21 protein-coding genes are annotated in these 26,261 nt (G+C 63.7%); 14 read left to right on the forward strand and 7 right to left on the reverse strand.

Features of this window, described 5'->3' with window-relative positions:
* The first annotated feature begins 55 nt into the window (after nt 1-55).
* From bglX to F6X59_RS03655, 4 genes are all read left to right on the forward strand, one after another.
* Nucleotides 56-2,347 (forward strand): beta-glucosidase BglX, encoded by a 2,292-nt coding sequence (bglX, locus tag F6X59_RS03640; protein WP_152954618.1) that lies wholly within the window; start codon nt 56-58, stop codon nt 2,345-2,347.
* A 78-nt stretch (nt 2,348-2,425) separates the two neighbouring features.
* Complete coding sequence (locus F6X59_RS03645) at nt 2,426-4,183, forward strand: ATP-binding protein (protein WP_152954620.1); 1,758 nt, start codon at nt 2,426-2,428, stop codon at nt 4,181-4,183.
* The gene (locus tag F6X59_RS03650) at nt 4,177-5,505 is read left to right on the forward strand and encodes a sigma-54 dependent transcriptional regulator (protein WP_152954623.1); all 1,329 of its coding nucleotides are present in this window, start codon (nt 4,177-4,179) and stop codon (nt 5,503-5,505) included. Before F6X59_RS03645 ends, F6X59_RS03650 begins: the two co-directional genes overlap by 7 nt.
* A gap of 221 nt (nt 5,506-5,726) precedes the next feature.
* Nucleotides 5,727-7,046 carry an MFS transporter gene (locus F6X59_RS03655; RefSeq protein ID WP_152954625.1) on the forward strand — a complete coding sequence of 440 codons (1,320 nt, stop codon included), beginning with the start codon at nt 5,727-5,729 and terminating at the stop codon, nt 7,044-7,046.
* 152 nt (nt 7,047-7,198) lie between these two features.
* Here the strand turns inward: F6X59_RS03655 and F6X59_RS03660 are convergent, their stop codons facing one another.
* Nucleotides 7,199-7,951, reverse strand: coding sequence for a hypothetical protein (locus F6X59_RS03660; RefSeq protein WP_152954627.1), 753 nt, complete (start codon nt 7,949-7,951; stop codon nt 7,199-7,201).
* 354 nt (nt 7,952-8,305) lie between these two features.
* Here F6X59_RS03660 and F6X59_RS03665 point away from each other — a divergent pair, with 354 nt between their 5' ends.
* Together F6X59_RS03665 and F6X59_RS03670 are read left to right on the forward strand one after the other, a co-directional pair.
* The gene (locus tag F6X59_RS03665; protein ID WP_152954628.1) at nt 8,306-8,632 is read left to right on the forward strand and encodes a hypothetical protein; all 327 of its coding nucleotides are present in this window, start codon (nt 8,306-8,308) and stop codon (nt 8,630-8,632) included.
* Nucleotides 8,633-8,732: 100 nt separating this feature from the next.
* Nucleotides 8,733-9,338, forward strand: coding sequence for a flavin reductase family protein (locus tag F6X59_RS03670; RefSeq protein ID WP_152954630.1), 606 nt, complete (start codon nt 8,733-8,735; stop codon nt 9,336-9,338).
* On the opposite strand, the gene F6X59_RS03675 is transcribed toward F6X59_RS03670, so the two are convergent.
* Nucleotides 9,339-9,605 (reverse strand): hypothetical protein, encoded by a 267-nt coding sequence (locus tag F6X59_RS03675; RefSeq protein ID WP_152954631.1) that lies wholly within the window; start codon nt 9,603-9,605, stop codon nt 9,339-9,341.
* Between the two features lie 12 nt (nt 9,606-9,617).
* Entirely contained in the window at nt 9,618-9,911 is a 294-nt protein-coding gene (locus F6X59_RS03680) for a putative quinol monooxygenase (protein WP_103449332.1), read from the reverse strand.
* A 202-nt stretch (nt 9,912-10,113) separates the two neighbouring features.
* Here F6X59_RS03680 and F6X59_RS03685 point away from each other — a divergent pair, with 202 nt between their 5' ends.
* Complete coding sequence (locus F6X59_RS03685) at nt 10,114-11,034, forward strand: AraC family transcriptional regulator (RefSeq protein WP_152954633.1); 921 nt, start codon at nt 10,114-10,116, stop codon at nt 11,032-11,034.
* Nucleotide 11,035: 1 nt separating this feature from the next.
* Here F6X59_RS03685 and F6X59_RS03690 read toward each other — a convergent pair whose 3' ends face one another.
* Nucleotides 11,036-12,673: a 5-guanidino-2-oxopentanoate decarboxylase gene (locus tag F6X59_RS03690; protein WP_152954635.1), complete on the reverse strand. Its 1,638-nt coding sequence runs from the start codon at nt 12,671-12,673 to the stop codon at nt 11,036-11,038.
* A gap of 115 nt (nt 12,674-12,788) precedes the next feature.
* On the opposite strand from F6X59_RS03690, the gene F6X59_RS03695 reads away from it, so the two are divergent.
* Nucleotides 12,789-13,664 carry a LysR substrate-binding domain-containing protein gene (locus F6X59_RS03695; RefSeq protein WP_152954637.1) on the forward strand — a complete coding sequence of 292 codons (876 nt, stop codon included), beginning with the start codon at nt 12,789-12,791 and terminating at the stop codon, nt 13,662-13,664.
* 12 nt (nt 13,665-13,676) lie between these two features.
* Here F6X59_RS03695 and F6X59_RS03700 read toward each other — a convergent pair whose 3' ends face one another.
* A complete protein-coding gene (locus F6X59_RS03700) occupies nt 13,677-14,291 on the reverse strand; it encodes an NAD(P)-dependent oxidoreductase (protein ID WP_152954639.1) in 615 nt (204 codons plus the stop codon).
* A gap of 108 nt (nt 14,292-14,399) precedes the next feature.
* On the opposite strand from F6X59_RS03700, the gene F6X59_RS03705 reads away from it, so the two are divergent.
* On the forward strand, nt 14,400-15,308 hold the full coding sequence (locus F6X59_RS03705; protein WP_152954641.1) for a LysR family transcriptional regulator: 909 nt from the start codon (nt 14,400-14,402) through the stop codon (nt 15,306-15,308).
* Nucleotides 15,309-15,358: 50 nt separating this feature from the next.
* Here F6X59_RS03705 and F6X59_RS03710 read toward each other — a convergent pair whose 3' ends face one another.
* On the reverse strand, nt 15,359-16,228 hold the full coding sequence (locus F6X59_RS03710; RefSeq protein WP_152954644.1) for an oxaloacetate decarboxylase: 870 nt from the start codon (nt 16,226-16,228) through the stop codon (nt 15,359-15,361).
* A 354-nt stretch (nt 16,229-16,582) separates the two neighbouring features.
* Between F6X59_RS03710 and F6X59_RS03715 the strand changes: the two genes are divergently transcribed.
* A complete protein-coding gene (locus F6X59_RS03715) occupies nt 16,583-18,034 on the forward strand; it encodes an MDR family MFS transporter (RefSeq protein WP_372240290.1) in 1,452 nt (483 codons plus the stop codon).
* A gap of 82 nt (nt 18,035-18,116) precedes the next feature.
* On the opposite strand, the gene F6X59_RS03720 is transcribed toward F6X59_RS03715, so the two are convergent.
* A complete protein-coding gene (locus tag F6X59_RS03720) occupies nt 18,117-18,749 on the reverse strand; it encodes a TetR family transcriptional regulator (protein WP_152954646.1) in 633 nt (210 codons plus the stop codon).
* Nucleotides 18,750-18,998: 249 nt separating this feature from the next.
* Here F6X59_RS03720 and ttgA point away from each other — a divergent pair, with 249 nt between their 5' ends.
* From ttgA to F6X59_RS03740, 4 genes are all read left to right on the forward strand, one after another.
* On the forward strand, nt 18,999-20,153 hold the full coding sequence (gene ttgA, locus F6X59_RS03725; protein ID WP_152954648.1) for a toluene efflux RND transporter periplasmic adaptor subunit TtgA: 1,155 nt from the start codon (nt 18,999-19,001) through the stop codon (nt 20,151-20,153).
* A gap of 3 nt (nt 20,154-20,156) precedes the next feature.
* Nucleotides 20,157-23,309 (forward strand): multidrug efflux RND transporter permease subunit TtgB, encoded by a 3,153-nt coding sequence (ttgB, locus tag F6X59_RS03730; protein WP_152954650.1) that lies wholly within the window; start codon nt 20,157-20,159, stop codon nt 23,307-23,309.
* Complete coding sequence (locus tag F6X59_RS03735; protein WP_152954652.1) at nt 23,306-24,760, forward strand: AdeC/AdeK/OprM family multidrug efflux complex outer membrane factor; 1,455 nt, start codon at nt 23,306-23,308, stop codon at nt 24,758-24,760. Before ttgB ends, F6X59_RS03735 begins: the two co-directional genes overlap by 4 nt.
* Before the next feature lie 238 nt (nt 24,761-24,998).
* A complete protein-coding gene (locus F6X59_RS03740) occupies nt 24,999-26,255 on the forward strand; it encodes an OprD family porin (RefSeq protein WP_152954653.1) in 1,257 nt (418 codons plus the stop codon).
* Nucleotides 26,256-26,261: the final 6 nt, after the last annotated feature.

Genomic DNA, 26,261 nt, shown 5'->3' on the forward strand with positions numbered 1-26,261 from the left:
CTTCGGCCGCGCGCGTATCACCGTGGATACGGCAAAGGCCTCGACAATGGAATTGATGATGAAACTGTCTTTGCTGGGCCTGGCCATGGGCCTTGCCAGCCAGGCGGCCCTTGCCGCCCCAACCGCCCCGCCCCTGCAGGACAAGCAGGCTTTCATCGACCATCTGATCAGCCAGATGACCGAAGCGGAAAAGATCGGCCAGCTGCGCCTGATCAGCATCGGCCCGGAAATGCCGCGCGAAAAGATCCGCGAAGAAATCGCCGCCGGGCGTATCGGCGGCACCTTCAACTCGCGCACCGCCCCCGAGAACCGGCCGATGCAGGATGCCGCCATGCGCAGCCGCCTGAAGATCCCGATGTTCTTCGCCTACGACACCATCCACGGCGAGCGCACCATCTTCCCGATCGGCCTGGGCCTGGCCGCCAGCTGGGACATGGACGCCATCGCCAAGGTCGGCCGCACCTCGGCCATCGAAGCCTCGGCCGACGCCCTGGACATGACCTTCGCGCCCATGGTCGACATCGCTCGCGACCCGCGCTGGGGCCGCACCAGTGAAGGCTTCGGTGAAGACACCTACCTGACCTCAAAGATCGGCCAGGTGATGGTCCGCTCGTTCCAGGGCAGCAGCCCGGCCAACTCCGACAGCATCATGGCCATCGTCAAGCACTTCGCCCTGTATGGCGCAGTGGAAGGCGGGCGCGACTACAACACGGTCGATATGAGCCTGCCGAAGATGTACAACGACTACCTGCCGCCCTACCGCGCCGCGCTCGACGCCGGTGCGGGCGGGGTAATGGTGGCGCTGAACTCGATCAACGGCGTGCCGGCCACCTCCAACACCTGGCTGATGAACGACCTGCTGCGCAAGCAGTGGGGGTTCAAGGGCGTGACCATCAGCGACCACGGCGCCATCCAGGAACTGATCCGCCACGGTGTCGCCCGCGACGGCCGCGAAGCCGCCAAGCTGGCGATCAAGGCCGGCATCGACATGAGCATGAACGACACCCTGTACGGCGAAGAGCTGCCAGGGCTGCTGAAGTCTGGCGAAGTGACCCAGCACGAGCTGAACCAGGCCGTGCGCGAGGTGCTCGGTGCCAAGTACGACATGGGCCTGTTCAAGGACCCGTACGTGCGTATCGGCAAGGCCGAAACCGACCTGAAAGACTACTACGCCGATGACCGTCTGCACCGCGACGCCGCCCGCGACGTCGCGCGTCGTAGCCTGGTGCTGCTGGAAAACCGCAACCAGACCCTGCCGCTGAAAAAGGCTGGCATCATCGCCCTGGTCGGCCCGTTGGCCGATGCCCCGATCGACATGATGGGCAGCTGGGCCGCCGACGGTAAACCGATGCACTCGGTCACCGTGCGCGAAGGCCTGCGTCGCGCTGTCGAGGGCAAGGCGAAGCTGGTGTATGCCAAAGGCTCCAACGTCACCGGCGACAAGGCGATCCTCGACTACCTTAACTTCCTCAACTTCGATGCCCCGGAAATCGTCGATGACCCACGCCCTGCGGCGGTGCTGATCGATGAAGCGGTCAAGGCCGCCCAGCAGTCCGATGTGGTGGTGGCCGTGGTCGGTGAGTCGCGTGGCATGTCCCACGAGTCGTCGAGCCGCACCACCCTGGAAATCCCGGCCAGCCAGCGCGAGCTGATCAAGGCGCTGAAGGCCACCGGCAAGCCGCTGGTACTGGTACTGATGAACGGCCGCCCGCTGTCCATCGGCTGGGAGCGTGAACAGGCCGACGCTATCCTCGAAACCTGGTTCTCCGGCACCGAAGGCGGCAATGCCATCGCCGACGTGCTGTTCGGCGACTACAACCCGTCGGGCAAGCTGGCGATCACCTTCCCGCGTTCGGTCGGGCAGATCCCGATGTACTACAACCACACCCGCATCGGCCGGCCGTTCACCCCAGGCAAGCCGGGCAACTACACCTCGCAGTACTTCGAAGAGCCCAACGGCCCGCTGTACCCGTTCGGCTATGGCCTGAGCTACAGCAGCTTCGAGCTGTCGGGCCTGACCCTGTCGAGCAAGGACCTCAAGCGCGGCGATACCCTGGACGCCAATGTGACGGTGAAGAACACCGGCAAGCTTGAAGGCGAAACGGTGGTACAGCTGTACCTGCAGGATGTCTCGGCGTCGATGAGCCGCCCGGTCAAGGAGCTGAAGAACTTCCAGAAACTGATGCTCAAGCCTGGCGAATCGCGCACCTTGACCTTCCGCATCAGCGAGGACGACCTGAAGTTCTACAATGGCCAGCTGCAGCGGGTGGCCGAGCCTGGCGAGTTCAATGTCCAGGTCGGGCTGGATTCCGAGGCGGTGCAACAAAAGAGCTTCGAATTGCTGTAACAGGTTGGTCGCCGTTCCGGCCTCTTCACAGCACCCGTGAAGAGGCCGGATCTGATATCCCTGCATCTGGATCCGCCCATGCCCTTTTCCTTTCGCGCCCTGCGTCTGGGGCTGATCACCCTGCTGATTGTGCTCGGCACCGTCCTCAGCGCCGGCTGGGCCATGCACCAGGCCAAGCGCCAGGCCATGGAAGACGATGCCCGCCGCGCCAGCCAGCAACTGGGGCTTTACGCCAACGCCCTGCACACCCTGATCGATCGCTACCGCGCCCTGCCCGCCGTGCTGGCGCTGGACCCGGAGCTGATCGAGGCCCTGCGCGGCCCGGTCAGCGAGCAGAAGCAACACGCGCTCAACCTCAAGCTCGAACGTATCAACGGTGCCGCCAACTCCTCGACCCTGGAGCTGCTCGACCGCACCGGGCTGGCCGTGGCCGCCAGCAACTGGCGCCTGCCGACCACCTACGTGGGCTCCAACTACGGCTTTCGCCCCTACTTCAAGCAAACCCGCAGCCAGGGCAGTGGCCGCTTCTACGCGGTGGGCGTGACCAGCGGCGTGCCGGGCTACTTCCTGGCCAGCGCAGTCAGCGATGAGCAGGGGCGCTTCCTCGGCGCCATGGTGGTCAAGCTGGAGTTCCCTGAGCTCGAACGCGAATGGCGCCAGGGCAACGACATCCTGCTGGTCAGTGACGCCCGTGGCATCACCTTCATCGCCAACCAGGAGGGCTGGCGCTACCGCGAGCTCAAGCCACTCACTGGCGACGACCGCGCCGAGCTGGCCGAAACCCGCCAATACGACAAGCAGCCGCTGGTGCCGCTTCAGCATCAGGTGCTTACCCGCTTCGCCAGCAACAGTCAGCTGAGCCGCGTGCAGAGCCCCGAAGGCAGCGCCGAATTCCTCTGGGAGAGCCTGCCGCTGGCAGGCGAAGACTGGACCTTGCACCTGCTGCGCAAGCCGCAGGTCGAAGCGGCCGGTCGCAACGCCGCACTGGGCGCCGCGGCGGTATGGCTGAGCCTGGTGTTCGCCGCGCTGTTCGTCAGCCAGCGCCTGCGCCTGGCCCGCCTGCGCCAGCGCAGCCGCGAAGAGCTCAAGCGCCAGGTCGAGGAGCGCACCCGCGAGCTGCGCACCGCCCAGGAAGGCCTGGTGCAATCGGCCAAGCTGGCTGCCCTGGGGCAGATGTCGGCGGCCATGGCCCACGAGATCAACCAGCCGCTGACCACCCAACGCATGCAACTGGAGACCCTGCGCCTGCTGCTCGACCACGGCCGCTACGACGACGCGCGCAAGGCCCTCGAACCGCTGGAGCAGATGCTCACGCGCATGGCCGCGCTCACCAGCCACCTGAAGACCTTCGCCCGCAACAGCCCAGTCGGCCTGCGTGAACGCCTCGACCTGGCCACCGTGGTTGACCAGGCCCTGCACCTGCTGGACACCCGCATTCGCAGTGAAGCAGTCGAGGTGGCCCTTTACCTGGCGCGCCCGGCCTGGGTCCGGGGCGATGCAATCCGCCTCGAGCAGGTATTGATCAACCTGCTGCGCAACGCCCTGGACGCCATGGCCGACAAACGCTACAAGCGCCTGGAGGTCCGCATCGAACCAGACCACGAGCAATGGCGCCTGAGCGTGCTGGACTCCGGCGGCGGTATTGCCGAAGCGGACCTGGCCAAGGTCTTCGACCCGTTCTTCACCACCAAGCCGGTGGGCGAAGGCCTGGGCCTGGGCCTGGCGATTTCCTATGGCATCATCGTCGAAGCCGGCGGGCAGTTGCTCGCCGAGAACCTGCCGGGCGGCGCCCGGTTGAGCCTGACCCTGCCCCGTGACCTGGAGCCTGTATGTTGAATTCGGTAATCGTCGTCGATGATGAAGCCAGCATCCGCACGGCGGTCGAGCAGTGGCTGAGCCTGTCGGGCTTCAGCGTGCAGCTGTTCGCCCGCGCCGAAGACTGCCTGGCCCAGCTGCCCGCGCACTTTGCCGGCGTGATCATCAGCGATGTGCGCATGCCGGGCATGGGCGGCATGCAACTGCTCGAACGCCTGCAGGCGGATGACCCGGACCTGCCGGTGATCCTGCTGACTGGCCACGGGGATGTGCCGATGGCGGTCGAGGCGATGCGCAACGGTGCCTACGACTTCCTGGAAAAGCCCTTCACCCCGCAGCACCTGCTGGGCAGCCTGCGCCGCGCCCTGGAGAAACGCCAGCTGGTTCTGGAGAACCGCCGGCTGCATGAACAGGCCGACCTCAAGTCGCGCCTGGAAACCACCCTGCTGGGCATGTCCCAGGGTTTGCAGCAATTACGCCGGCAGGTGCTGGACCTGGCCAGCCTGCCGGTCAATGTGCTGATCCGCGGCGAGACCGGTAGCGGCAAGGAGCGCGTGGCGCGTTGCCTGCACGACTTCGGCCCGCGTGCCGAAAAACCGTTCGTCGCACTCAACTGCGCGGCCATCCCCGAAGCGCTGTTCGAAGCCGAACTGTTCGGCCACGAAAGCGGTGCCTTCACCGGCGCCCAGGGCAAACGCATCGGCAAGCTGGAATACGCCAACGGCGGTACCGTGTTCCTCGACGAGATCGAGAGCATGCCGCTGGCCCAGCAAGCCAAGCTGTTGCGGGTGATCCAGGAACAGAAGCTGGAGCGGCTGGGGGCCAACCAGAGCATCAGCGTCGACCTGAGGATCATTGCCGCCACCAAGCCTGACTTGCTCGAAGAGGCCCGTGCCGGGCGTTTTCGCGAGGATCTGGCCTATCGCCTGAACGTGGCGGAACTGCGCCTGGCGCCGCTGCGTGAACGGCGTGAGGACATCCCGCTGCTGTTCGAGCATTTTGCCCGCGCGGCTGCCGAAAAGCTGGGGCGCGCGGCGCCAGCGCTGAGCGGTGCGCAACTGGCGCAACTGCTGTCGCATGACTGGCCAGGCAATGTGCGTGAACTGGCCAACGCGGCGGAACGGCATGCCTTGGGATTGGGCTCGCCGAACATCGAAGTGGTGCCTGCCGGGCAGTCGCTGGGAGAGCAGATGGAGGCGTTCGAGGCGCAGTGCCTGCGTGCTGCATTGCGCCAGCATGCAGGAGAGATCAAGGCGGTGATGGAAACGCTGCAGCTGCCTCGACGCACGCTGAACGAGAAGATGCAGCGACACGGGTTGGTGCGGGAAGACTTTCTTCCATAAGCGCTTTATCGCCTATCAGCCACATCCAATAAGCGGAAATCCGCTTATTCAACCCTGGATAACAGAGGGGGCTGTTTCCCGCCCCATTGCCGCCAACCCAGTGCCCACGGGCCTCACGCCCCCATTTGGATCGTCACGCACCCATTTGGCACACCTTCTGCAATTGCCCTGGCAAGCTGCGCCTCGGCGCGCTCCACAAAAACAACGAGAAGGTATCCCTGATGGATAACGCCACCTCCCTGCCAGCCGGGGCGGCCGTCACGCCCGCCGCTGAAAAAACCACCGCCAGCCGCCTCAAGTCGATCTTCAGTGGTTCCATCGGCAACATGGTCGAATGGTACGACTGGTACGTCTACGCCGCATTCTCGCTGTACTTCGCCAAGGCCTTCTTCCCGGCTGGCGACTCCACCGCCCAATTGCTCAACACCGCTGCGATCTTCGCCGTGGGCTTCCTGATGCGCCCGATCGGTGGCTGGCTGATGGGCCTGTACGCCGACCGCAAGGGGCGCAAGGCCGCATTGATGGCTTCGGTGCTGCTGATGTGCGCCGGCTCCCTGGTGATCGCCCTGACCCCGGGCTATGAAACCATCGGCGTCGCCGCACCGATCCTGCTGGTCATCGCGCGCCTGCTGCAGGGCCTGTCGGTGGGTGGCGAATATGGCACCTCGGCTACCTACCTCAGCGAAATGGCCAGCAAGGAGCGCCGTGGCTTCTTCTCCAGCTTCCAGTACGTGACGCTGATTTCCGGCCAGCTCATCGCCCTGGCGGTACTGATCGTCCTGCAGCAGACCCTGACCACCGAGCAGCTGTACGCTTGGGGCTGGCGTGTACCCTTCGTGATCGGCGCGCTGTGCGCGGTGGTTGCCCTGTACCTGCGCCGCGGCATGGAAGAAACCGCCTCCTTCACCAAGAAGGAAAAGGCCAAGGAAAGCCTGATGCGCACCCTCATGCGCCACCCCAAGGAACTGATGACCGTGGTTGGCCTGACCATGGGCGGCACCCTGGCCTTCTACACCTACACCACCTACATGCAGAAGTACCTGGTCAACACCGTGGGCATGAGCATCAGCGATTCGACCACCATCTCGGCGGCCACGCTGTTCCTGTTCATGTGCCTGCAGCCAGTGATCGGTGGCCTGTCCGACAAGATCGGCCGTCGCCCTATCCTGATCGCCTTCGGCGTGCTCGGCACCCTGTTCACCGTGCCGATCCTCAGCACCCTGCACACCATCCAGACCTGGTGGGGCGCGTTCTTCCTGATCATGGCGGCGCTGATCATCGTCAGCGGCTACACCTCGATCAACGCAGTGGTGAAGGCCGAGCTGTTCCCTACCGAAATCCGCGCCCTGGGCGTCGGCCTGCCGTACGCGCTGACCGTGTCGATCTTCGGCGGCACCGCCGAGTACGTGGCCCTGTGGTTCAAGAGCGTCGGCATGGAAAGCGGCTTCTATTGGTACGTTACGGCGTGCATCGCCTGCTCGCTGCTGGTGTATGCAACCATGAAGGACACCAAGCAGCATTCGCGGATTACTACTGACTGACGGTATTCAGCGATTGAAAAAGGGGCGCTCCGTGAAACGGACGCCCCTTTTTTGTGGCTGCCAGGTGCTTGCCTGGAGATCTCGGCGCCTATGAGATCGAGCGCCGCCCGCGGCGCTCGATTTCCGCCTCACCTCAGCATTCAGCCAGGCACTCAAGACATCTCCAACACCTGACGCGGCTCACGCTTCTGGTACCAGCTCGCCATCAGCACCAGCACAACCAGCACGCCACCCAGCACCGCGGAAGAACCGATGGTGCCAAAATCCAGCCCACCCTTCTCATGCGGTTTGGTCAGGAAATCGCCAAGGGTCGCGCCGAATGGACGGGTCAACACGAAGGCCACCCAGAACAGCACCACCCCGGGGATGCGCGTCCAGTAACGGGCCAGCACCACTACGGCGATGGCGCTGCCAATCAGCAGTGCACCACCGGCAAAGCCCAGCCCCGAGTCGTCCGCCAGATAGTCGCCCAGCGCTGTGCCCAGGGTGTTGGAGAACAGGATGGCGACCCAGTAGAAGATTTCACCGGTGCGGTTCTTGATGCGGGTAACGTCGAGCGGGTTGCCGCTCAGGCGCCAGACCAGGAAGGTCAGCATCAGGATGCCGATCAGGATTGCCGAGCCTGCGGCATAGCCCAGGCCCAGGGTGCGGTCCATGAAGTCGGACATGGTAGTGCCGGCCGTGCTGGTGGACAGGATCACCAGCCAGTACAGCATCGGGTGATAGCGGCGCGAAAACAGCTGACCGAACAAGGTCACCAGGAACACGCTGATCAGCACCATCGAGCTGACCGCGTAACCAACGTTGAGGGTCATCGACAGCAGATCACCGGCAGTTTCGCCAAGGGTGGTGGCGCAGATCTTCATGACCCAGAAGGCCAAGGTGATTTGCGGAAGTTTGTTCATTGATTGCCGCTCCGGAATTGGGTGCGGCGATGGTGCGGAGCAGGGCCTGAAAAATCGGTTGGCGATATATGAAAAAAGCGTCATACGTTGTTACAAATTTAGATTTTTCGTTCTTAACTGCCGATTAATCCCATTCCCTCAATCTGCAATGGCTGACGAAGCATTGCGCTCGCCTTGGGCATAAAGCACCTCATCCAGAAGCTTCAGCACCCGCTGGATTACCTAGCGTGCGGCCTAAAATATCTATTAATTCGATTATTAGTCGCTATTTTTTGCGCTTTTTAATCAAATTAATCGGCGTAGCATTAAACCCATAGAAACAAACACCCTCTCGCACCCAAAGGAGCAACGACCATGAAAAGCAAACTGATCCTCACCCTGGCCCTCTCGGTATTCGCTGCTGGCGCCTTCGCCGAAGATGGTTTTGAACGCACCAACGCCCACACCTTCGCCGCCGCCCAATCTCAGTCGGCCAGCTACGCCGAAGACGGCTTCGACCACACTGGCGCACAGCGCTTCGCCGAAGATGGTTTCGACCGCACTGGCGGCCAACGCTTCGCCGAAGACGGCTTCGATCACACGGGCGCTCAGCGCTTCACCGAAGATGGTTTCGATCGCACTGGCGGCCAACGCTTCGCCGAAGATGGCTTCGACCGCACCAACGCTCACCGCATCAGCTGACCCCTGTGCGCGCTACCAGCCCGGCCTTGGCCGGGCTTGATCATTTTCAGGCGGACAAAGGCTTGGCACACTAGGCGCCTCGTTCCCAGGATGTTGGCAGATGTACTACTACGAACCCGCCAAAGGCCACGGCCTGCCCCACGACCCGTTCAACGCCATCGTCGGCCCGCGCCCGATAGGCTGGATCTCCTCGCAGAGCCAGGACGGCCAACTGAACCTCGCGCCGTACAGCTTCTTCAACGCGTTCAACTACATTCCACCGATCATCGGTTTCTGCAGCGTCGGGCGCAAAGACAGCCTGAACAACATCGAGCAGACCGGTGAATTCGTCTGGAACCTGGCTACCCGGCCACTGGCCGAGCAGATGAACCAGAGTTGCGCGGCCGTCGCCGCCGATATCAACGAGTTCGAACTGAGCGGCTTGACTGCGGTGCCATCGAACATCGTCAAGGTGCCACGCGTAGGCGAAACGCCGGTGGCCTTCGAGTGCAAGGTGAGCCAGATCATCCAGCTCAAGCGTGCCGACCAGGAGCTGGTACCGAGCTGGCTGATTCTGGGTGAAGTGGTGGCGGTGCACATTGCCGAGCACCTGCTGAAGAACGGCATCTACGATACCGCTGCCGCCGAGCCGATCCTGCGTGGCGGTGGCCCGGCGGATTACTTCGAGTTGGGCAACCTGTTCAAGATGGCTCGCCCACAGGCCTGATCACCAGATCAGTTCGCCTTCCTCGCCCACACCCTGCAGGCGTGCAAGCTCGGCGCAGGCGGCTTCGTCAGCCGCCACGGCGCTTTTGAACACTTGCTCGTCGAGTACCTTGTGAAAGCGCGGAGCGCCGCCCATGCCCAGTGCCTTGACCGCAATGGCGGCGTTATAGCCACCGCCTTCCACCGGGACCATCGCCGAAACCGCTTCGAACTGCGGGAATTCCTTACGTGCCATGTTGCCATCCGCCTGTTGATCGAGGGGCGGCATTCTAACCGTGTTTCAATCGAAGGTATGCAAGTCGAGGCTGCTGACGACCTGCGCCTGAACCAGCTCGCCGAACACATTGAGGGTAGGCGAGGCGAAGTAGCCACTCATCGCCTGCTGATCCTGCCAACTGCCGCTGAGCAGCCACAGGTCGGCGTCGGCCTGGGAGCGCTGCACGGTGAAGCTGAGGCAGCCGGGGGTGCGCAAGGACGGCTCCAGCAGGTCGCGCAGGCGGGCGCCGAGTTCGGCGGAACGACCGCTGCTGGCACGGATGAAAGCCAGATGGGTGACCGGTTGTCGTAGGGTCATTGCACGATCTCCTTGAAGCAGGCGGGCGGAAATACCAGGCTGCCAAGGTTAGGGGCTGGCGCGCGCGACGCGTTAGGCCATTACTGCTCACCGATTGCCTGATCCTGCAGCACGGCAGGATCAGGCAATCGACGTGCAGCTTTCGACTAGCGCCAGCCATTGCCCAAACCTATGCTGCGTCGGTCAGCAGAGGAACGCCATCATGACCACAGCACCGTCCATCGACCCGACACTGGAAGTACAACGCCAGGAACTGGCCGACCTGATTCGCAGGCACGCCGGTGAACCCTACGGCCCCGCCTCGGCCATCGACGACCTGTATCTGGTGCGCTACACCGAAAACGTCCGATCCGTGCCGACCCTGGCTCAACCGGCTTTGTGCATCCTGGCGCAAGGCAGCAAGAGCCTGTTCCTCGGTGACGAACAGTACGCCTATGACCCACTGCACTACATGGTGGTATCGGTGACCTTGCCGCTGAGCGGCGTGAGGCTGGACGCCAGCCCGGAGAACCCGAGCCTCGGCTTGCGCATGGACCTTGACCCGGCTGAAATCAGCCAGCTGATCGCAGAGAGCGGACCGATGCTGGTGCCCAACCTGCCCTCCGGCCGCGGCCTGTATGTGGAACGCACCGACCCGCAGTTGCTCGACGCGCTGCTGCGGCTGGTCCGCTTGCTGGACTCACCGCGCGACATCGGCATGCTCGCGCCGCTGATTCGCCGCGAGATTCTCTACCGCCTGCTGCGTGGGCCTCAGGGTTATCGACTGTACGAAATCGCCCTGGCCAACAGCCAGACCCACCGGGTGTGCCAGGCCATCACCTGGCTCAACCAGAACTTCCAGCAGCCGCTGCGCATCGAGGACCTGGCCCGCGAGGTCAACCTCAGCACCTCGACCCTGCATCACCGCTTCAAGGCCGTGACCTCCATGAGCCCGCTGCAGTACCAAAAGCAACTGCGCCTGCAGGAGGCGCGGCGGCTGATGCTCAACGATGGCCTGGAAGCAGCGGTGGCGGGCTATCGGGTGGGGTACGAAAGCCCATCGCAGTTCAGCCGCGAGTACAGCCGGCTGTATGGCGCACCGCCGATCCGTGATGTGGCCCGGCTACGGGCCAGTGTGGGCTGAACTAGCCCGCTACTGCCGCCTGCCACTGGTTCTGGTCGACCTGGATCAAGGTCGGCCCCTTGCGCTCGACCGCCCTGCCAAGCGCAGCCTGCAGCTGCCCGACATCGGCCACATGCTCGGCCTCGGCGCCCAACGCCCGGGCCACGCCAATGAAGTCCGGGGTATGGATATCCACGCCGACCGGCTCGATCGCCCGGTTGACCATGTACTTCTTGATCTCTTCGTAACCCTGGTTATTCCACAGCAGCACGATCAACGGCACCTGCGCCTCCACCGCGCTGGCAAGCTCCGGCAAGGTGAACTGCAGCCCACCGTCGCCAATCAGGCACACCGCTGGCGCACGCTCGGCCGCTTGCTCGGCGCTGCCCAGCCAGGCCCCCATCGCTGCAGGCAATGCATAACCCAAAGTGCCGTAACCGGTCGAAGCATTGAACCAGCGGCGCGGCTGATCCATGTCCAGGGTCAGGTTGCCGGTGTACACCGGCTGGGTCGAGTCACCGACCAGAATGGCGTTGGGCAGGCTTTGCAGAATGCTGTTCAGCAGGCGTGTCTGGCTCAGCGTCGGCTGGTCCCAGCCCGTTGCCAACGCATTACGCAGGCGCTGCACCCGGGCAACGCCCCAGCCCTCGGCACGCACCGGTGCTGGTAGCTGATGCAAGGCCTCGAGCAGAGACTGAGCGGCCAGCTCGGCATCCGCGACCAGCGCCAGCTCCGGCAGATAGTTGCGCACGGTCTGGTCCGGGTCGATGTCGATACGCAGCAAGCTGCCGGGAATCTTGAAACCGCCCTTGAAGGTCACGTCATAGTCGGTCTCGGCCAGCTCGGTGCCGATTGCCAGCACCACATCAGCCTCTTCCACCAGCTCACGGGTGGCAACCAACGATTGGGTCGAACCGATCTGCAACGGGTGGCTGGCCGGCAGCAGGCCTTTGGCATTGATGGTCAGTGCCACCGGCGCCTGCAGGTGCTCGGCCAGCAGCGCCAGCGGTGCACCGGCAGCCAGCGCACCGCCACCGGCCAGGATCAGCGGCCGGCGAGCCTTGGCCAGGCGCTCGGCCATGGCGGCCACGGCCTGCGGGGCGGCACCTGCGCGGGCACTGCGCACAGGGCGGCCAGGCAGCAGATGGTCGGCGGGCTCGACCAGTACGTCCAGCGGGATCTCGATATGCACTGGCCGCGGGCGGGCGCCATCGAACACGGCAAAGGCGCGCGCCAGTACCTGGGGCAGGTCATCGGCGCTCATCAGTGTCTGCGAGAACGCCGCCACGCCCGCCACCAGCGCGGCCTGGTTCGGCAGCTCGTGCAGCTTGCCGCGGCCACCGCCCAGTTGATCGCGTGACTGCACGCTGGAGATCACCAGCATCGGAATCGAATCGGCATAGGCCTGGCCCATGGCGGTGGTGATGTTGGTCATCCCTGGGCCGGTGATGATGAAACACACGCCAGGCTTGCCACGGGTACGCGCATAGCCATCAGCCATGAACCCGGCGCCCTGCTCGTGGCGCGGAGTGATGTGGCGGATCGACGAGCCCGCCAGGCCACGGTAGAGCTCCACGGTATGTACGCCGGGGATGCCGAAGACATGGTCCACGCCATAGCCTTCAAGGAGTTTGACCAGTACTTCGCCGCAGGTTGCCATCGGATGTCACCTTGGATTTTGTTGGAAATCTGCGCCCATTGGACCCAAGGCAGTGCTACCGCCACAATGCAAAAAAACACATACTAGCCATGTCCTGCAATCATGGCTCAGCGCAATGAAACGGCTACCGCCCCTGCCCGCCCTCTACACCTTTCTGGTCACCGCCCAGCACTGCAATTTCACCCGTGCCGCGCAGCAGTTGCACATCACTCAGGGCGCCGTGAGCCGGCAGATCGCCGGGCTCGAGGAACACCTGGGCTACGCCTTGTTCCAGCGCCAGGCGCGTGGCCTGAGCCTGACCCGCGAGGGCCAGGACTGGCTGCCACGGGTGCAGCAGATCTTCAGCCTTGTCGAACAAGGCGTGCGCGAAGTGGGCGGGCGCAGCGCCACCTTGCAGCTCAAGGCACCGACCTGCGTGATGCGCTGGCTGCTGCCGCGGCTGATGGAGTGGCAGGCGCTGCGGCCGGACGTGCCGGTCGAGCTGACCACCACGGTGCAGCACGGTGTGGATTTTCGCCGTGAGGGGTTCGATGCCGCCGTGGTCTATGGCGATGCGCCGAACCATGGGCTGCGGGTGCGCAAGCTGTTCGACGAGCAACTGACACCGGTGTGCGCGCCTTCGCTGATGAACGGGCCGGTGCCGCTGCAAAAGATCCAGGACCTGGCGCGCCATATGCTGTTGCACCCGTCCCGGGATGAGCATGACTGGCGATTGTGGCTACAGGCAGCAGGCGTGAACCTGGAGGCACAGGGGCCCAAGCAGCACTTCGAAACGCTGGACATGGCGATGGCCATGGCGTCGCAGGGAACCGGAGTGGCGATTGGTGACTGGGCGCTGATCGGTGATGACTTGCGCGGGGGGCGGCTGTGCATGCCGTTTGCGCTGAAGGTACAGACCGGCAAAGGCTATTACCTGGTGAGCCAGGCAAAGAGCTTGCCGCAGGGGCTGGTGGAGCTCATGGACTGGCTGGAGAGCCAGACCAGCCCATGAGCAGTCGTTTTCTCAGTAACCGACAGTGAAGCGCTGGCGCGAGTGCGCAGGGTTCTCCAGCTCATCGAGCATGGCGATGGCATAGTCGGCAAAGGTAATCGTGCTTTTGCCATCCGCGCCGATCAGCAGATGGTCCTTGCCCAGTTTGTAGTGCCCGCTGCGCTCGCCTTCGACAAACTCCGCCGATGGCGACAGGAAGGTCCAGTCCAGTGTCGGCTCCTGGCGCAGCACTTCGAGAAAGCGCACGCCGGCAGTGGCTTCAGCCTTGTAGGCTTCAGGGAAGTCCGGGCTGTCGATCACGCGATGCCCGGAAGGCAGCAGCAGGCTGCCCGCACCGCCGACCACCAGCAGGCGCTTGACCCCGGCGCGCTTGACCGGCTCGATGATGGCGTGGGGTTCGAGGGTGGAGAAGTGCGCAGCACTGAGCACCGCATCGGCACCCGCAACCGCCTGCTGCAAGGCTGCACTGTCCTTGGCATCCAGCGCCTGGGTGGTGACCCCCTCACGCCCCTGCAACTTCGAGGGGTCACGGGCGATGGCCACGACGCTGTGGCCACGGCGCAGGGCTTCTTCCAGCAGTTGGCTGCCGGCACGGCCGGTGGCACCGATGATTGCGATCTTGCTCATGGGTAGATTCTCCAGCAGTTGAACAATGAATACGCACAGCTTAGTTGCCCGATCCATGACAAAAAATGCGATGCTCAGACATAGTTTGTTTCTGAAATCGGGCAAATCATGGACCGTCTCAACGCCATGCGCGTTTTCGTCACCGTCGTCGACCTGGGCAGCCAGTCGGCCGCGGCAGACCAGCTGCAGCTTTCACGGCCAGTGGTGTCGCGCTACCTGGCCGAACTGGAGGACTGGGTGGGCGCACGGCTGATGCAGCGCACCACGCGCAAGCTCAGCCTGACTGCCGCCGGCCAGGAAACCCTGCCCCGCTGCCGGCAGTTGCTGGAATTGGCCGGCGACCTGCAGGCCGCCGTGCAACAACCGGAAGATGCGCCCAAGGGTGCCCTGCGCATCAGCGTCAGTACGTCGTTTGGCCAGGCGCAGCTGGTGGATGCGGTCGCCGATTATGTGCGGCGCTACCCAGGCGTGAAGGTTGAACTGCAGATGCTCGATCGCACGGTCAACCTGGTGGACGAGCGTATCGACCTGGCGATCCGCACCAGCAACGACCTGGACCCGAACCTGATCGCCAGGCGCCTGACCGTGTGCCGCTCGGTGATCTGCGCATCGCCCGCCTACCTGCGCGAGCACGGCACGCCGCAACGGGTCGAGGAGCTGAGCCAGCACAACTGCCTGACCCATGCCTATTTCGGCCACAGCCTGTGGCATTTCGAGGTGGGCGGCCAGCAGATTGCCGTGCCGGTGCAAGGCAACATCAGCGCCAACGAGGTCATGACCCTGCAAAACGCGACGCTGGCAGGTGCCGGTATTGCCATGCTGCCAACCTACCAGGCAGCCACGGCATTGCGCAGCGGTGCCCTGGTGCGCCTGCTGGCTGACGCGCGGCCACGGGAGCTGAACCTGAACGCGGTCTACACCTCGCGCAAGCATATGCCGGCAACCTTGCGCAGCATGCTGGATTTTCTGGTGCAGCGGTTCAAGGATGAACCGGAGTGGGACCGCGACCTGTATTGACTAGGTCGAAGGTTCAACTGCCGCCCTTTGGTTGGGCGGCGCCACGCCGATCACTCCTCGACGCTCATGTACTCCTTGGCCCAGCGGATGTAGTCCTCAGGCTGGGTGTAGGTGTGCGAGAGCTCGGTGGCGCTGAGGTTCTCGGACTTGTTCTGCTGGCCGCGCTGCAGGCGCAGGCAGTCATAGGTGGCCTTGATCGCGGCAAAGTAAGCGGCATGGCCATCGACCACGATGCGCACGCCCAGGCGAGCAAGGCGCTCGTCGTCGCGCAGGTTGGGGTTGGCGTAGGTCACCAGCATCAACGGCACGGTCAGGTGCCCGGCAATCTGCTCCAGCTGCTCGAAGTCTTTCACCCCGACCATGCAGATACCGTCGGCACCAGCCTTCTGGTAGCTCTGGGTGCGGACGATGATTTCTTCGGTGGTGAGCACCACGGCGTTGGTCCGGGCGATGATCGACAGCGAGGAGTCGACGCGCGCTTCCAGGGCCGCACGGATCTTGCCCACGCCCTCTTCGACCGAGATCAGGTCAGTGGACTTGCGCCCGAACTGGGCAGGCAACAGGGTGTCTTCGATGGTCAGCGCAGCCACGCCGGCGCGCTCCAGCTCGATGACCGTGCGCATGACGTTGAGCGCATTGCCGTAACCGTGGTCGGCATCGGCAAGCACCGGCAGTTGCGCCACGCGGCCAATGCGGGTGGCCTGCTCGACGAACTCGCTCAAGGTGATCAGGGCGAAGTCCGGAGCGGCCAGCACCTGCAACGAAGCCACCGAACCGCCGAGAATGCCGACTTCGAAGCCCAGGTCGGCAGCGATGCGCGCCGACATCGGGTCGAACACGGAGGCGGTGTGGTAGCAGGAACCTGAAGCGAGCAGCTCGCGGAAGGCAAAACGCAGATCTTGATGGGAAGCCTTGGGCATGATCACTCCGCTTATATATGTAGAAATTGAACGGTTGCTACCGACCCCTGAATCGGGTCTACCTGACCTGTTCCAACCGTCGCCATCTGGGCGGTCATGCTCGACATGCAGGCAGAGGAATAAAAGGTGTGGGAGACAGCGGCGTACCCAGCCTGCGGCAAATTGCTGCACCAAGCTGGTGCGGGCCGCGGCTTTCAGCCCCTGTGGCATACCAACGATATCACGCGGCCATGCAGCTCTGGATGAATGCGCCAATGCCGATCTTGCATAGGCGATGCAGATAGTACATAGGAAGCTACCTAACTCGGGTTACAATCCGGCTATTCGCGTCACCCTTCCAGACAAGGTGCCCCCGTGACTGCCGCCCTGCCCCTGACCGTCCTGCGCAACGTGTTGACCGCCCTGATGCTGGCGATCTTCCTCGGCGCCCTCGACCAGACCATCGTCGCCGTCTCCCTGCCGGCCATCTCGGCGCAGTTCAATGACGTCGGCCTGCTGGCCTGGGTGATTTCCGGCTACATGGTGGCGATGACCGTGGCCGTGCCGATCTACGGCAAGCTCGGCGACCTGTATGGCCGGCGGCGCATGATCCTCACCGGCATCAGCCTGTTCACGCTGGCCTCGATCGCCTGCGCCCTGGCCCAGGACATGCAGCAACTGGTCATGGCGCGCGTGCTGCAAGGCATCGGTGCCGGCGGCATGGTGTCGGTGAGCCAGGCGATCATCGGCGACTTCGTGCCACCGCGTGAACGCGGCCGTTACCAGGGCTATTTCAGCAGCATGTACGCCGTGGCCAGCGTGGCCGGGCCAGTGCTCGGCGGCTGGCTGACCGAGTACCTGTCCTGGCGCTGGGTGTTCTGGATCAACCTGCCGCTGGGCCTGGTCGCGCTGTGGGCGATCCGCCGCGCCTTGGCCGGCATGCCAGTGCAGCACCGTCAGGCCCGGGTGGATTACCTCGGCGCCGTGCTGTTGATTCTTGGCCTGGGCAGTTTGCTGCTGGGCATCACCCTGGTCGGCCAGGGGCAGCCCTGGAGCGCACCACCCGTGCTGGCGCTGTTCGCCTGCGCGGTGCTCGGGCTGGCGCTGTTCATCGGCCATGAGCGGCGCTGCCAGGAACCGCTGCTGCCCATGGGCCTGTTTGGCAACCGTGTGGCTGTGCTGTGCTGGGGGGTGATCTTCTTCGCCAGCTTCCAGTCGATCTCGCTGACCATGCTGATGCCGCTGCGCTACCAGGGCATCACCGGCGCCGGTGCCGACAGCGCTGCGCTGCACCTGCTGCCGCTGGCCATGGGCCTGCCCTTGGGCGCCTTCACCGGTGGCCGCATGACCAGCCGCACCGGGCGCTTCAAGCCACAGATTCTGGCGGGCGCCGTGCTGATGCCCGTGGCGATCTTCGCCATGGCCATCACCCCACCGCAGTCTGGCTTGCTCAGTGCCGTGTTCATGCTGCTGACCGGCATCGCCTGTGGTCTGCAGTTCCCCACCTCGCTGGTGGGCACACAGAGCGCGGTGGACAGCAAGGATATCGGGGTGGCCACCAGCACCACCAACCTGTTCCGCTCGCTCGGCGGGGCCATGGGCGTGGCGTGCATGTCCAGCCTGCTGCTGGCGCTGCTGCAACAGGGTGGTTTCGAGTTGCTGGGCAACCCGCTGCTGGGGAGCCTGAAGGCGGGCGAAGCGGATCCGCACACGCAGTTGCGGCTGCTGGAAACGTTCCGTCACCTGCTGCTGGGCAGTGCGGGGATTGCCTTGCTGGGGCTGCTAGCGGCCCTGGCGCTGCCGGACCGGCAATTGCGCGGCCGCTGAGGGCTGCGCAGTTGCCGCCGATAGGTATTAATGCTCACTTAATACACAAGGGAAACACTTCCTCACAATCCTTAACAAAGTGTCATTTGCGCAGCGCAGGGCTCAAGCGCAGCATATCCAGCCCTGTGTCGACCCATTTTTCCGCGTCGCGCAGCAGATCGAAACTGTCCGGCAGCAACAACCAGCGCCCGATCAGGCCATCGACATAGGCGAACAGAGCCACGGCCGCTCGTTCTATATCCATATCCGCAGGTAGCTGGCCACGGCGCACGGCATTGGCAAAAGCCAGCTTGATGCCCTCATGGCAATCCAGCACCGCGCCTTGGCGCTGCTGGCGAATGTCACACATGTCATCGGTGAACTCGCACTTATGATGCAGGATTTCATTGATACGCCGGGTACGGGCGTCCAGCACCAGCTCGTTGAGCACTTGCAACAACAGCTTGCGCATGCAGCCGAGCGGGTCCAGTTCGTCTTCGCTTTCACTGGCCCGCGCCAGGTGGTCGTGAGTTTCATGCAGGCTGTCGAGCAGCGCCTGCACCAGCTCCGCCTTGTTGTTGAAGTGCCAGTAGATCGCCCCCCGCGTCACGCCCGCCAGTTCGGCGATGTCGGCCAGGGTGGTTCGCGCAACACCGCGCTTGTAGAAGGCCTTTTCCGCAGCCTCGATGATCTGGGCGCGGGTTTCCTGGGCTTCTTCTTTGGTTCGACGGACCATGGCAGTACAACCTCATCTGGGCCCGCTGCGCTCGCGGGGAATCCGCCGGGGTCACCTCTGCAGGGTGCCTCCCGGATGGGCTAATCAAGGGCTGTGGTAGTAGCCAAGTACTACCCAGCGGTATTTACAAACAACCATGAATGTAAGTATATTCCTTAGCAAGCTATTTATCCACCGGATAGTTTTTTTCTGACAAGACTCTTCCATTACTCTTGAGCGTCTCCCTGCTCTTGCGACCCGAGGATCCTCATGCAATTCAAGCCAGCCGTTACCGCTCTGGTTTCCGCCGTCGCCCTGGCAACCCTGCTAGGTGGCTGTAAGAAAGAAGAAGCCGCGCCCGCAGCGCAGGCTCCTCAGGTCGGCGTCGTGACCATCCAGCCGCAACCCTTCACCCTGACCACGGAACTGCCGGGGCGCACCAGCGCCTACCGCATCGCCGAAGTGCGCCCGCAGGTCAACGGCATCATCCTCAAGCGCCTGTTCAAGGAAGGCAGCGAGGTCAAGGAAGGCCAACAGCTGTACCAGATCGACCCGGCCGTGTACGAAGCCACCCTGGCCAACGCCCAGGCCAACCTGCAGTCGACCAAGTCGCTGGCCGAGCGCTACAAGCAGCTGGTCAACGAACAGGCGGTGTCGAAACAGGAATACGACGATGCCAGTGCCAAACGATTGCAGGCCGAAGCTTCGCTGAAAAGCGCGCAGATCGACCTGCGCTACACCAAGGTCCTCGCCCCGATCAGCGGCCGCATCGGGCGCTCCGCAGTTACCGAAGGGGCCCTGGTGAACAATGGCCAGACCAACGCCATGGCTACCATCCAGCAGCTCGACCCGATCTACGTCGACGTCACCCAGTCCACTGCCGAGCTGCTCAAGCTGCGCCGTGACCTGGAAAGCGGTCAGCTGCAGAAAGCTGGCGACAACGCCGCCTCGGTGCAGCTGGTGCTGGAAGACGGCAGCCTGCTGAAGCAGGAAGGCCGCCTGGAGTTCTCCGAAGTCGCGGTCGACGAGACCACCGGTTCGGTGACCCTGCGTGCGCTGTTCCCCAACCCCGATCACACCCTGCTGCCAGGCATGTTCGTGCATGCGCGGCTCAAGGCCGGGGTCAACGCCAACGCCATCCTGGCCCCGCAGCAGGGTGTGACCCGCGACCTCAAGGGCGCGCCGACCGCACTGGTGGTCAACCAGGAGAACAAGGTCGAACTGCGCCAGCTCAAGGCCAGCCGTACCCTGGGCAGCGACTGGCTGATCGAGGAAGGCTTGAACCCGGGCGACCGCCTGATCACCGAAGGCCTGCAGTACGTGCGCCCAGGTGTCGAGGTCAAGGTCAGCGACGCCACCAACGTCAAGCAGCCAGGCAAACCTGATCAGGCCAGTGCGGCCAAAGCAGACGCCAAAGCGGAGTAAACCATGTCGAAGTTCTTTATCGATCGCCCGATCTTCGCCTGGGTGATCGCCTTGGTGATCATGCTGGTCGGCGCCTTGTCGATCCTGAAGCTGCCGATCAACCAGTACCCGAGCATCGCGCCGCCAGCCATCGCCATCGCCGTGACCTACCCGGGCGCCTCGGCGCAGACGGTGCAGGACACCGTGGTGCAGGTCATCGAGCAGCAGCTCAACGGTATCGACAACCTGCGTTATGTGTCGTCGGAAAGTAACTCCGACGGCAGCATGACCATTACCGCCACCTTCGAGCAGGGCACCAACCCTGACACCGCCCAGGTCCAGGTACAGAACAAGCTGAACCTGGCGACCCCGCTGCTGCCGCAGGAAGTGCAGCAGCAAGGTATCCGCGTCACCAAGGCAGTGAAGAACTTCCTGCTGGTGATCGGCCTGGTGTCCGAAGACGGCAGCATGACCAAGGACGACCTGGCCAACTACATCGTCTCCAACATGCAGGACCCGATTTCGCGGACTGCCGGTGTGGGTGACTTCCAGGTGTTCGGTGCGCAGTACGCCATGCGTATCTGGCTCGATCCGGCCAAGCTGAACAAGTTCCAGCTGACCCCGGTCGACGTCAAGACCGCGGTTGCCGCGCAGAACGTGCAGGTGTCCTCCGGCCAGCTCGGCGGCCTGCCGGCCATGCCGGGTACCCAGCTGAACGCCACCATCATCGGCAAGACCCGCCTGCAGACCGCCGAGCAGTTCGAGAAGATCCTGCTCAAGGTCAACAACGACGGTTCGCAGGTGCGTCTGGGCGATGTTGCCCAGGTCGGCCTGGGCGGTGAAAACTACGCGGTCAGCGCACAGTTCAACGGCAAGCCGGCTTCCGGCCTTGCGGTAAAACTGGCTACCGGCGCCAACGCCCTGGACACCGCCAAGGCCCTGCGCAAGACCATTTCCGACCTGGAACCGTTCTTCCCGCCTGGGGTGAAAGCGGTATTCCCGTATGACACCACCCCGGTGGTCACCGAATCGATCAGCGGCGTGATCCACACCCTGATCGAAGCCGTGGTCCTGGTGTTCCTGGTGATGTACCTGTTCCTGCAGAACTTCCGCGCCACCATCATCACCACCATGACCGTACCGGTGGTGTTGCTGGGTACCTTCGGCATCCTGGCCGCCGCGGGCTTCAGCATCAACACCCTGACCATGTTCGCCATGGTCCTGGCCATCGGCTTGCTGGTGGACGACGCCATCGTCGTGGTGGAGAACGTCGAACGGGTGATGTCCGAGGAAGGCCTGCCGCCCAAGGAGGCGACCAAGCGCTCCATGGAGCAGATCCAGGGCGCCCTGGTGGGTATCGCCCTGGTGCTGTCGGCGGTACTGCTGCCCATGGCGTTCTTCGGCGGCTCCACCGGTGTGATCTACCGGCAGTTCTCCATCACCATCGTCTCGGCCATGGGCCTGTCGGTACTGGTGGCGCTGATCTTCACCCCGGCCTTGTGCGCAACCATGCTCAAGCCGCTGAAGAAAGGCGAGCACCACACCGCCAAAGGCGGCTTCTTCGGCTGGTTCAACCGCAACTTCGACCGCAGCGTCAACGGCTATGAACGCAGCGTCGGCGCGATCCTGCGCAACAAGGTGCCGTTCCTGCTGGCCTACGCGCTGATCGTGGTCGGCATGATCTGGCTGTTTGCCCGCATCCCCACCGCGTTCCTGCCTGAAGAAGACCAGGGTGTACTGTTCGCCCAGGTGCAGACGCCGGCCGGCTCCAGTGCCGAGCGTACCCAGGTAGTGGTCGACCAGATGCGTGAGTACCTGCTCAAGGAAGAATCCGACACCGTGGCATCGGTGTTCACCGTCAACGGCTTCAACTTCGCTGGCCGTGGCCAGAGCTCGGGCATGGCGTTCATCATGCTCAAGCCGTGGGGTGAGCGTTCGGCCGAGAACAGCGTGTTCAACCTGTCGCAACGTGCCCAGCAGCACTTCTTCAGCTTCCGCGATGCGATGGTGTTCGCCTTCGCCCCGCCGGCGGTACTCGAACTGGGTAACGCCACCGGCTTCGACGTGTTCCTGCAGGACCGCGCCGGTGTCGGCCATGCCAAGCTGATGGAAGCGCGCAACCAGTTCCTGGCCAAGGCCGCGCAGAGCAAGGTGCTGATGGCGGTGCGCCCGAACGGCCTGAACGACGAACCGCAGTACCAGCTGACCATCGATGACGAACGTGCCAGCGCCCTGGGCGTGACCATCGCCGACATCAACAACACCCTGTCGATTGCCCTGGGTGCCAGCTACGTCAACGACTTCATCGACCGTGGCCGGGTCAAGAAGGTGTACATCCAGGGTGAACCCAACTCGCGGATGAGCCCGGAAGACCTGCAGAAGTGGTACGTGCGCAACGGCGCCGGCGAGATGGTACCGTTCTCCTCCTTCGCCAAAGGTGAGTGGAGCTACGGTTCGCCGAAGCTGTCGCGTTACAACGGCGTCGAAGCGATGGAAATCCTCGGTGCCCCGGCGCCAGGCTACAGTACCGGTGAAGCCATGGCCGAAGTCGAGCGTATCGCCGGCGAACTGCCAGCCGGTATCGGCTTCTCCTGGACCGGCATGTCCTACGAGGAAAAACTCTCCGGCTCGCAGATGCCGGCGCTGTTCGCCCTCTCGGTACTGTTCGTGTTCCTCTGCCTGGCAGCCCTGTACGAAAGCTGGTCGATCCCGATCGCCGTGGTGCTGGTAGTACCGCTGGGTATCATCGGTGCACTGATCGCCACCAGCCTGCGCGGGTTGTCCAACGACGTGTACTTCCTGGTCGGCCTGTTGACCACCATCGGCCTGGCGGCGAAGAACGCGATCCTGATCGTCGAATTCGCCAAGGAACTGCACGAACAGGGCCGCAGCCTGTACGACTCGGCCATCGAAGCGTGCCGCATGCGTCTGCGCCCGATCATCATGACCTCGCTGGCGTTCATCCTCGGCGTGGTACCGTTGACCATCGCCAGCGGCGCCGGCGCCGGCAGCCAGCACGCCATCGGCACCGGTGTGATCGGCGGCATGATCAGTGCGACCGTGCTGGCCATCTTCTGGGTACCGCTATTCTTCGTCGCAGTGTCGTCGCTGTTCGGCAGCAAAGAGCCGGAAAAGGACGCCACCCCTGAAACTCCACGTTATGAGGCTGGGCAATGACCAAGTCTTTGTTGTCCCTGGCGGTAACCGCTTTCATTCTCGGCGGCTGCTCGCTGATCCCTGATTACCAGACCCCGGAATCGCCGGTGGCTGCGCAGTGGCCGCAAGGCCCTGCGTACTCGCCGACCCAGTCGGCCGAGGTGGCCGCCGCCGAACAGGGCTGGCGGCAGTTCTTCCATGACCCGGCACTGCAGCAGCTGATCCAGACCTCGCTGGTGAACAACCGCGACCTGCGTGTGGCGGCGTTGAACATCGACGCCTACCGCGCCCAGTACCGCATCCAGCGTGCCGACCTGTTCCCGGCAGTGTCGGCCACCGCCAGCGGCAGCCGCCAGCGCGTGCCGGCGAACATGTCGACCAGCGGTGAATCCAGCATCACCAGCCAGTACTCGGCCACCCTGGGCGTCAGTGCCTATGAGCTGGACCTGTTCGGCCGCGTGCGCAGCCTGACCGAACAAGCCCTGGAAACCTACCTGTCCAGCGAGCAGGCGCGCCGCTCCACGCAGATCGCTCTGGTCGCCAGCGTGGCCAACGCCTACTACACCTGGCAGGCCGACCAGGCCCTGTTCAAGCTGACCGAAGAGACGCTCAAGACCTACGAGGAAAGCTACAACCTGACCCGTCGCAGCAACGAAGTCGGTGTGGCTTCGGCGCTCGACGTCAGCCAGTCGCGCACCGCCGTGGAAGGCGCACGGGTCAAGTACTCGCAGTACCAGCGCCTGGTTGCCCAGGACGTCAACAGCCTGACCGTGCTGCTGGGTACCGGCATTCCGGCCGACCTGGCCAAGCCGCTGGAGCTCAATGCCGACCAGTTGGCCGAAGTGCCGGCCGGCCTGCCGTCCGAGATTCTGCAGCGTCGCCCGGACATCCAGGAAGCCGAGCACCTGCTCAAGGCCGCCAATGCCAATATCGGCGCGGCCCGCGCAGCGTTCTTCCCGAGCATCAGCCTGACCGCCAATGCCGGCAGCCTGAGCCCCGACATGGGTCACCTGTTCGCGGGTGGCCAGGGTACCTGGCTGTTCCAGCCGCAGATCAACCTGCCGATCTTCAACGCCGGCAGCCTGAAGGCCAGCCTGGACTACTCGAAGATCCAGAAGGACATCAACGTCGCCAAGTACGAAAAGACCATCCAGACCGCCTTCCAGGAAGTCTCCGATGGCCTGGCAGCGCGCAAGACCTTCGAAGAGCAGCTGCAGGCGCAACGCGACCTGGTGCAGGCGAACCAGGACTACTACCGCCTGGCCGAGCGCCGCTACCGCATCGGTATCGACAGCAACCTGACCTTCCTCGATGCCCAGCGCAACCTGTACTCGTCGCAGCAGTCGCTGATCACCGACCGCCTCTCGCAGCTGACCAGCGAGGTCAACCTGTACAAGGCACTCGGCGGTGGCTGGTACGAGCAGACTGGCCAGGCCAACCAGCAGGCTTCGGTGGATACGCCGAAGGGCTGATCAACCGGCAACAGCATCAAGCCCAGCCTCGCGCTGGGCTTTTTCTTGGGCAAAATTAACCAACCGGAACATAGCGTTCGATTATCGCCCAAAACCGTTTGCGGCGAATTGCCTCACCCCCGCGCAGCCCCGCACCATTCCCCACGCAACGCTTCGCAAGTTCATCAAAAGACCCGCACCTGCAGGCCGCATCCTGCCGAGCAGCGGGCAGCCCATAAAAACAAGAGATTTACGACAGATGAGCACTTCACAACCCGCACGCCAGCTGCTGCCCGGCCTGTTGGCCATTTCCTGCGCCCTGCCTGTATACGCCGCCGATAATGGCGGGTTCATGGAGGACGCCAAGGCCAGCCTCAACCTGCGCAACTTCTACATCAACCGCAACTTCGTCGACCCGGCCTACCCGCAAGGCAAGGCCGAAGAATGGACCCAGAGCTTCATCCTCGATGCCCGCTCCGGTTTCACCCAAGGCACCGTCGGCTTCGGCGTAGACGTGCTGGGCCTGTATTCGGTCAAGCTCGATGGCGGCAAAGGCACCACCAACACCCAGCTGCTGCCGGTACATGACGACGGCCGCCCCGCCGATGACTTCGGCCGCCTGGGCGTGGCATTGAAAGCCAAGCTGTCCCAGACCGAACTGAAAGTCGGCGAATGGATGCCGGTACTGCCGATCCTGCGCTCTGACGACGGCCGCTCGCTGCCGCAGACCTTCCGTGGCGGCCAGCTCACCTCGAAAGAGATCGAAGGCCTGACCCTGTATGCCGGCCAGTTCCGCGGCAACAGCCCGCGCAACGACGCCAGCATGGAGGACATGTCGCTCAACGGCCGCGCGGCCTTCACCTCGGACCGCTTCAACTTCGGCGGCGGTGAATACACCTTCAACGACAAGCGCACCATGATCGGCCTGTGGGACGCCCAGCTCAAGGACATCTACCGCCAGCAGTACCTCAACCTGGTGCACAGCCAGCCGTTGGGCGAATGGACCCTGGGGGCCAACCTGGGCTACTTCTGGGGCAAGGAAGACGGCGCGGAACGCGCAGGCCAGCTGGACAACAAAACCGCCTCGGCAATGCTGTCGGCGCGCTACAAGGGCAACACCTTCTACGTCGGCCTGCAGAAGGTCAGCGGTGACAATGCCTGGCTGCGGGTCAACGGCACCAGTGGCGGCACCCTGGCCAACGACAGCTACAACTCGAGCTTCGACAATGCCAAGGAGCGCTCCTGGCAGGTTCGTCACGACTTCAACTTCGTCAGCGTCGGCATTCCCGGCCTGACCCTGATGAACCGCTACATCAAGGGCGACAATGTCACCGCCGGTGGCGTGACCGACGGCAAGGAATGGGCGCGGGAAAGCGAACTGGCCTATGTGATCCAGTCCGGCACCTTCAAGGACCTGTCGGTGAAGTGGCGCAACTCCACCATGCGCCGGGACTTCAGCACCAACTCGTTCGATGAGAACCGGTTGATCGTGAGCTACCCGCTGAATCTTCTCTGAATCTGC

Origin of the sequence: Pseudomonas sp. MN1F (assembly GCF_009391885.1) — a bacterium.
In the GTDB taxonomy this organism is placed as follows: Bacteria; Pseudomonadota; Gammaproteobacteria; order Pseudomonadales; family Pseudomonadaceae; genus Aquipseudomonas.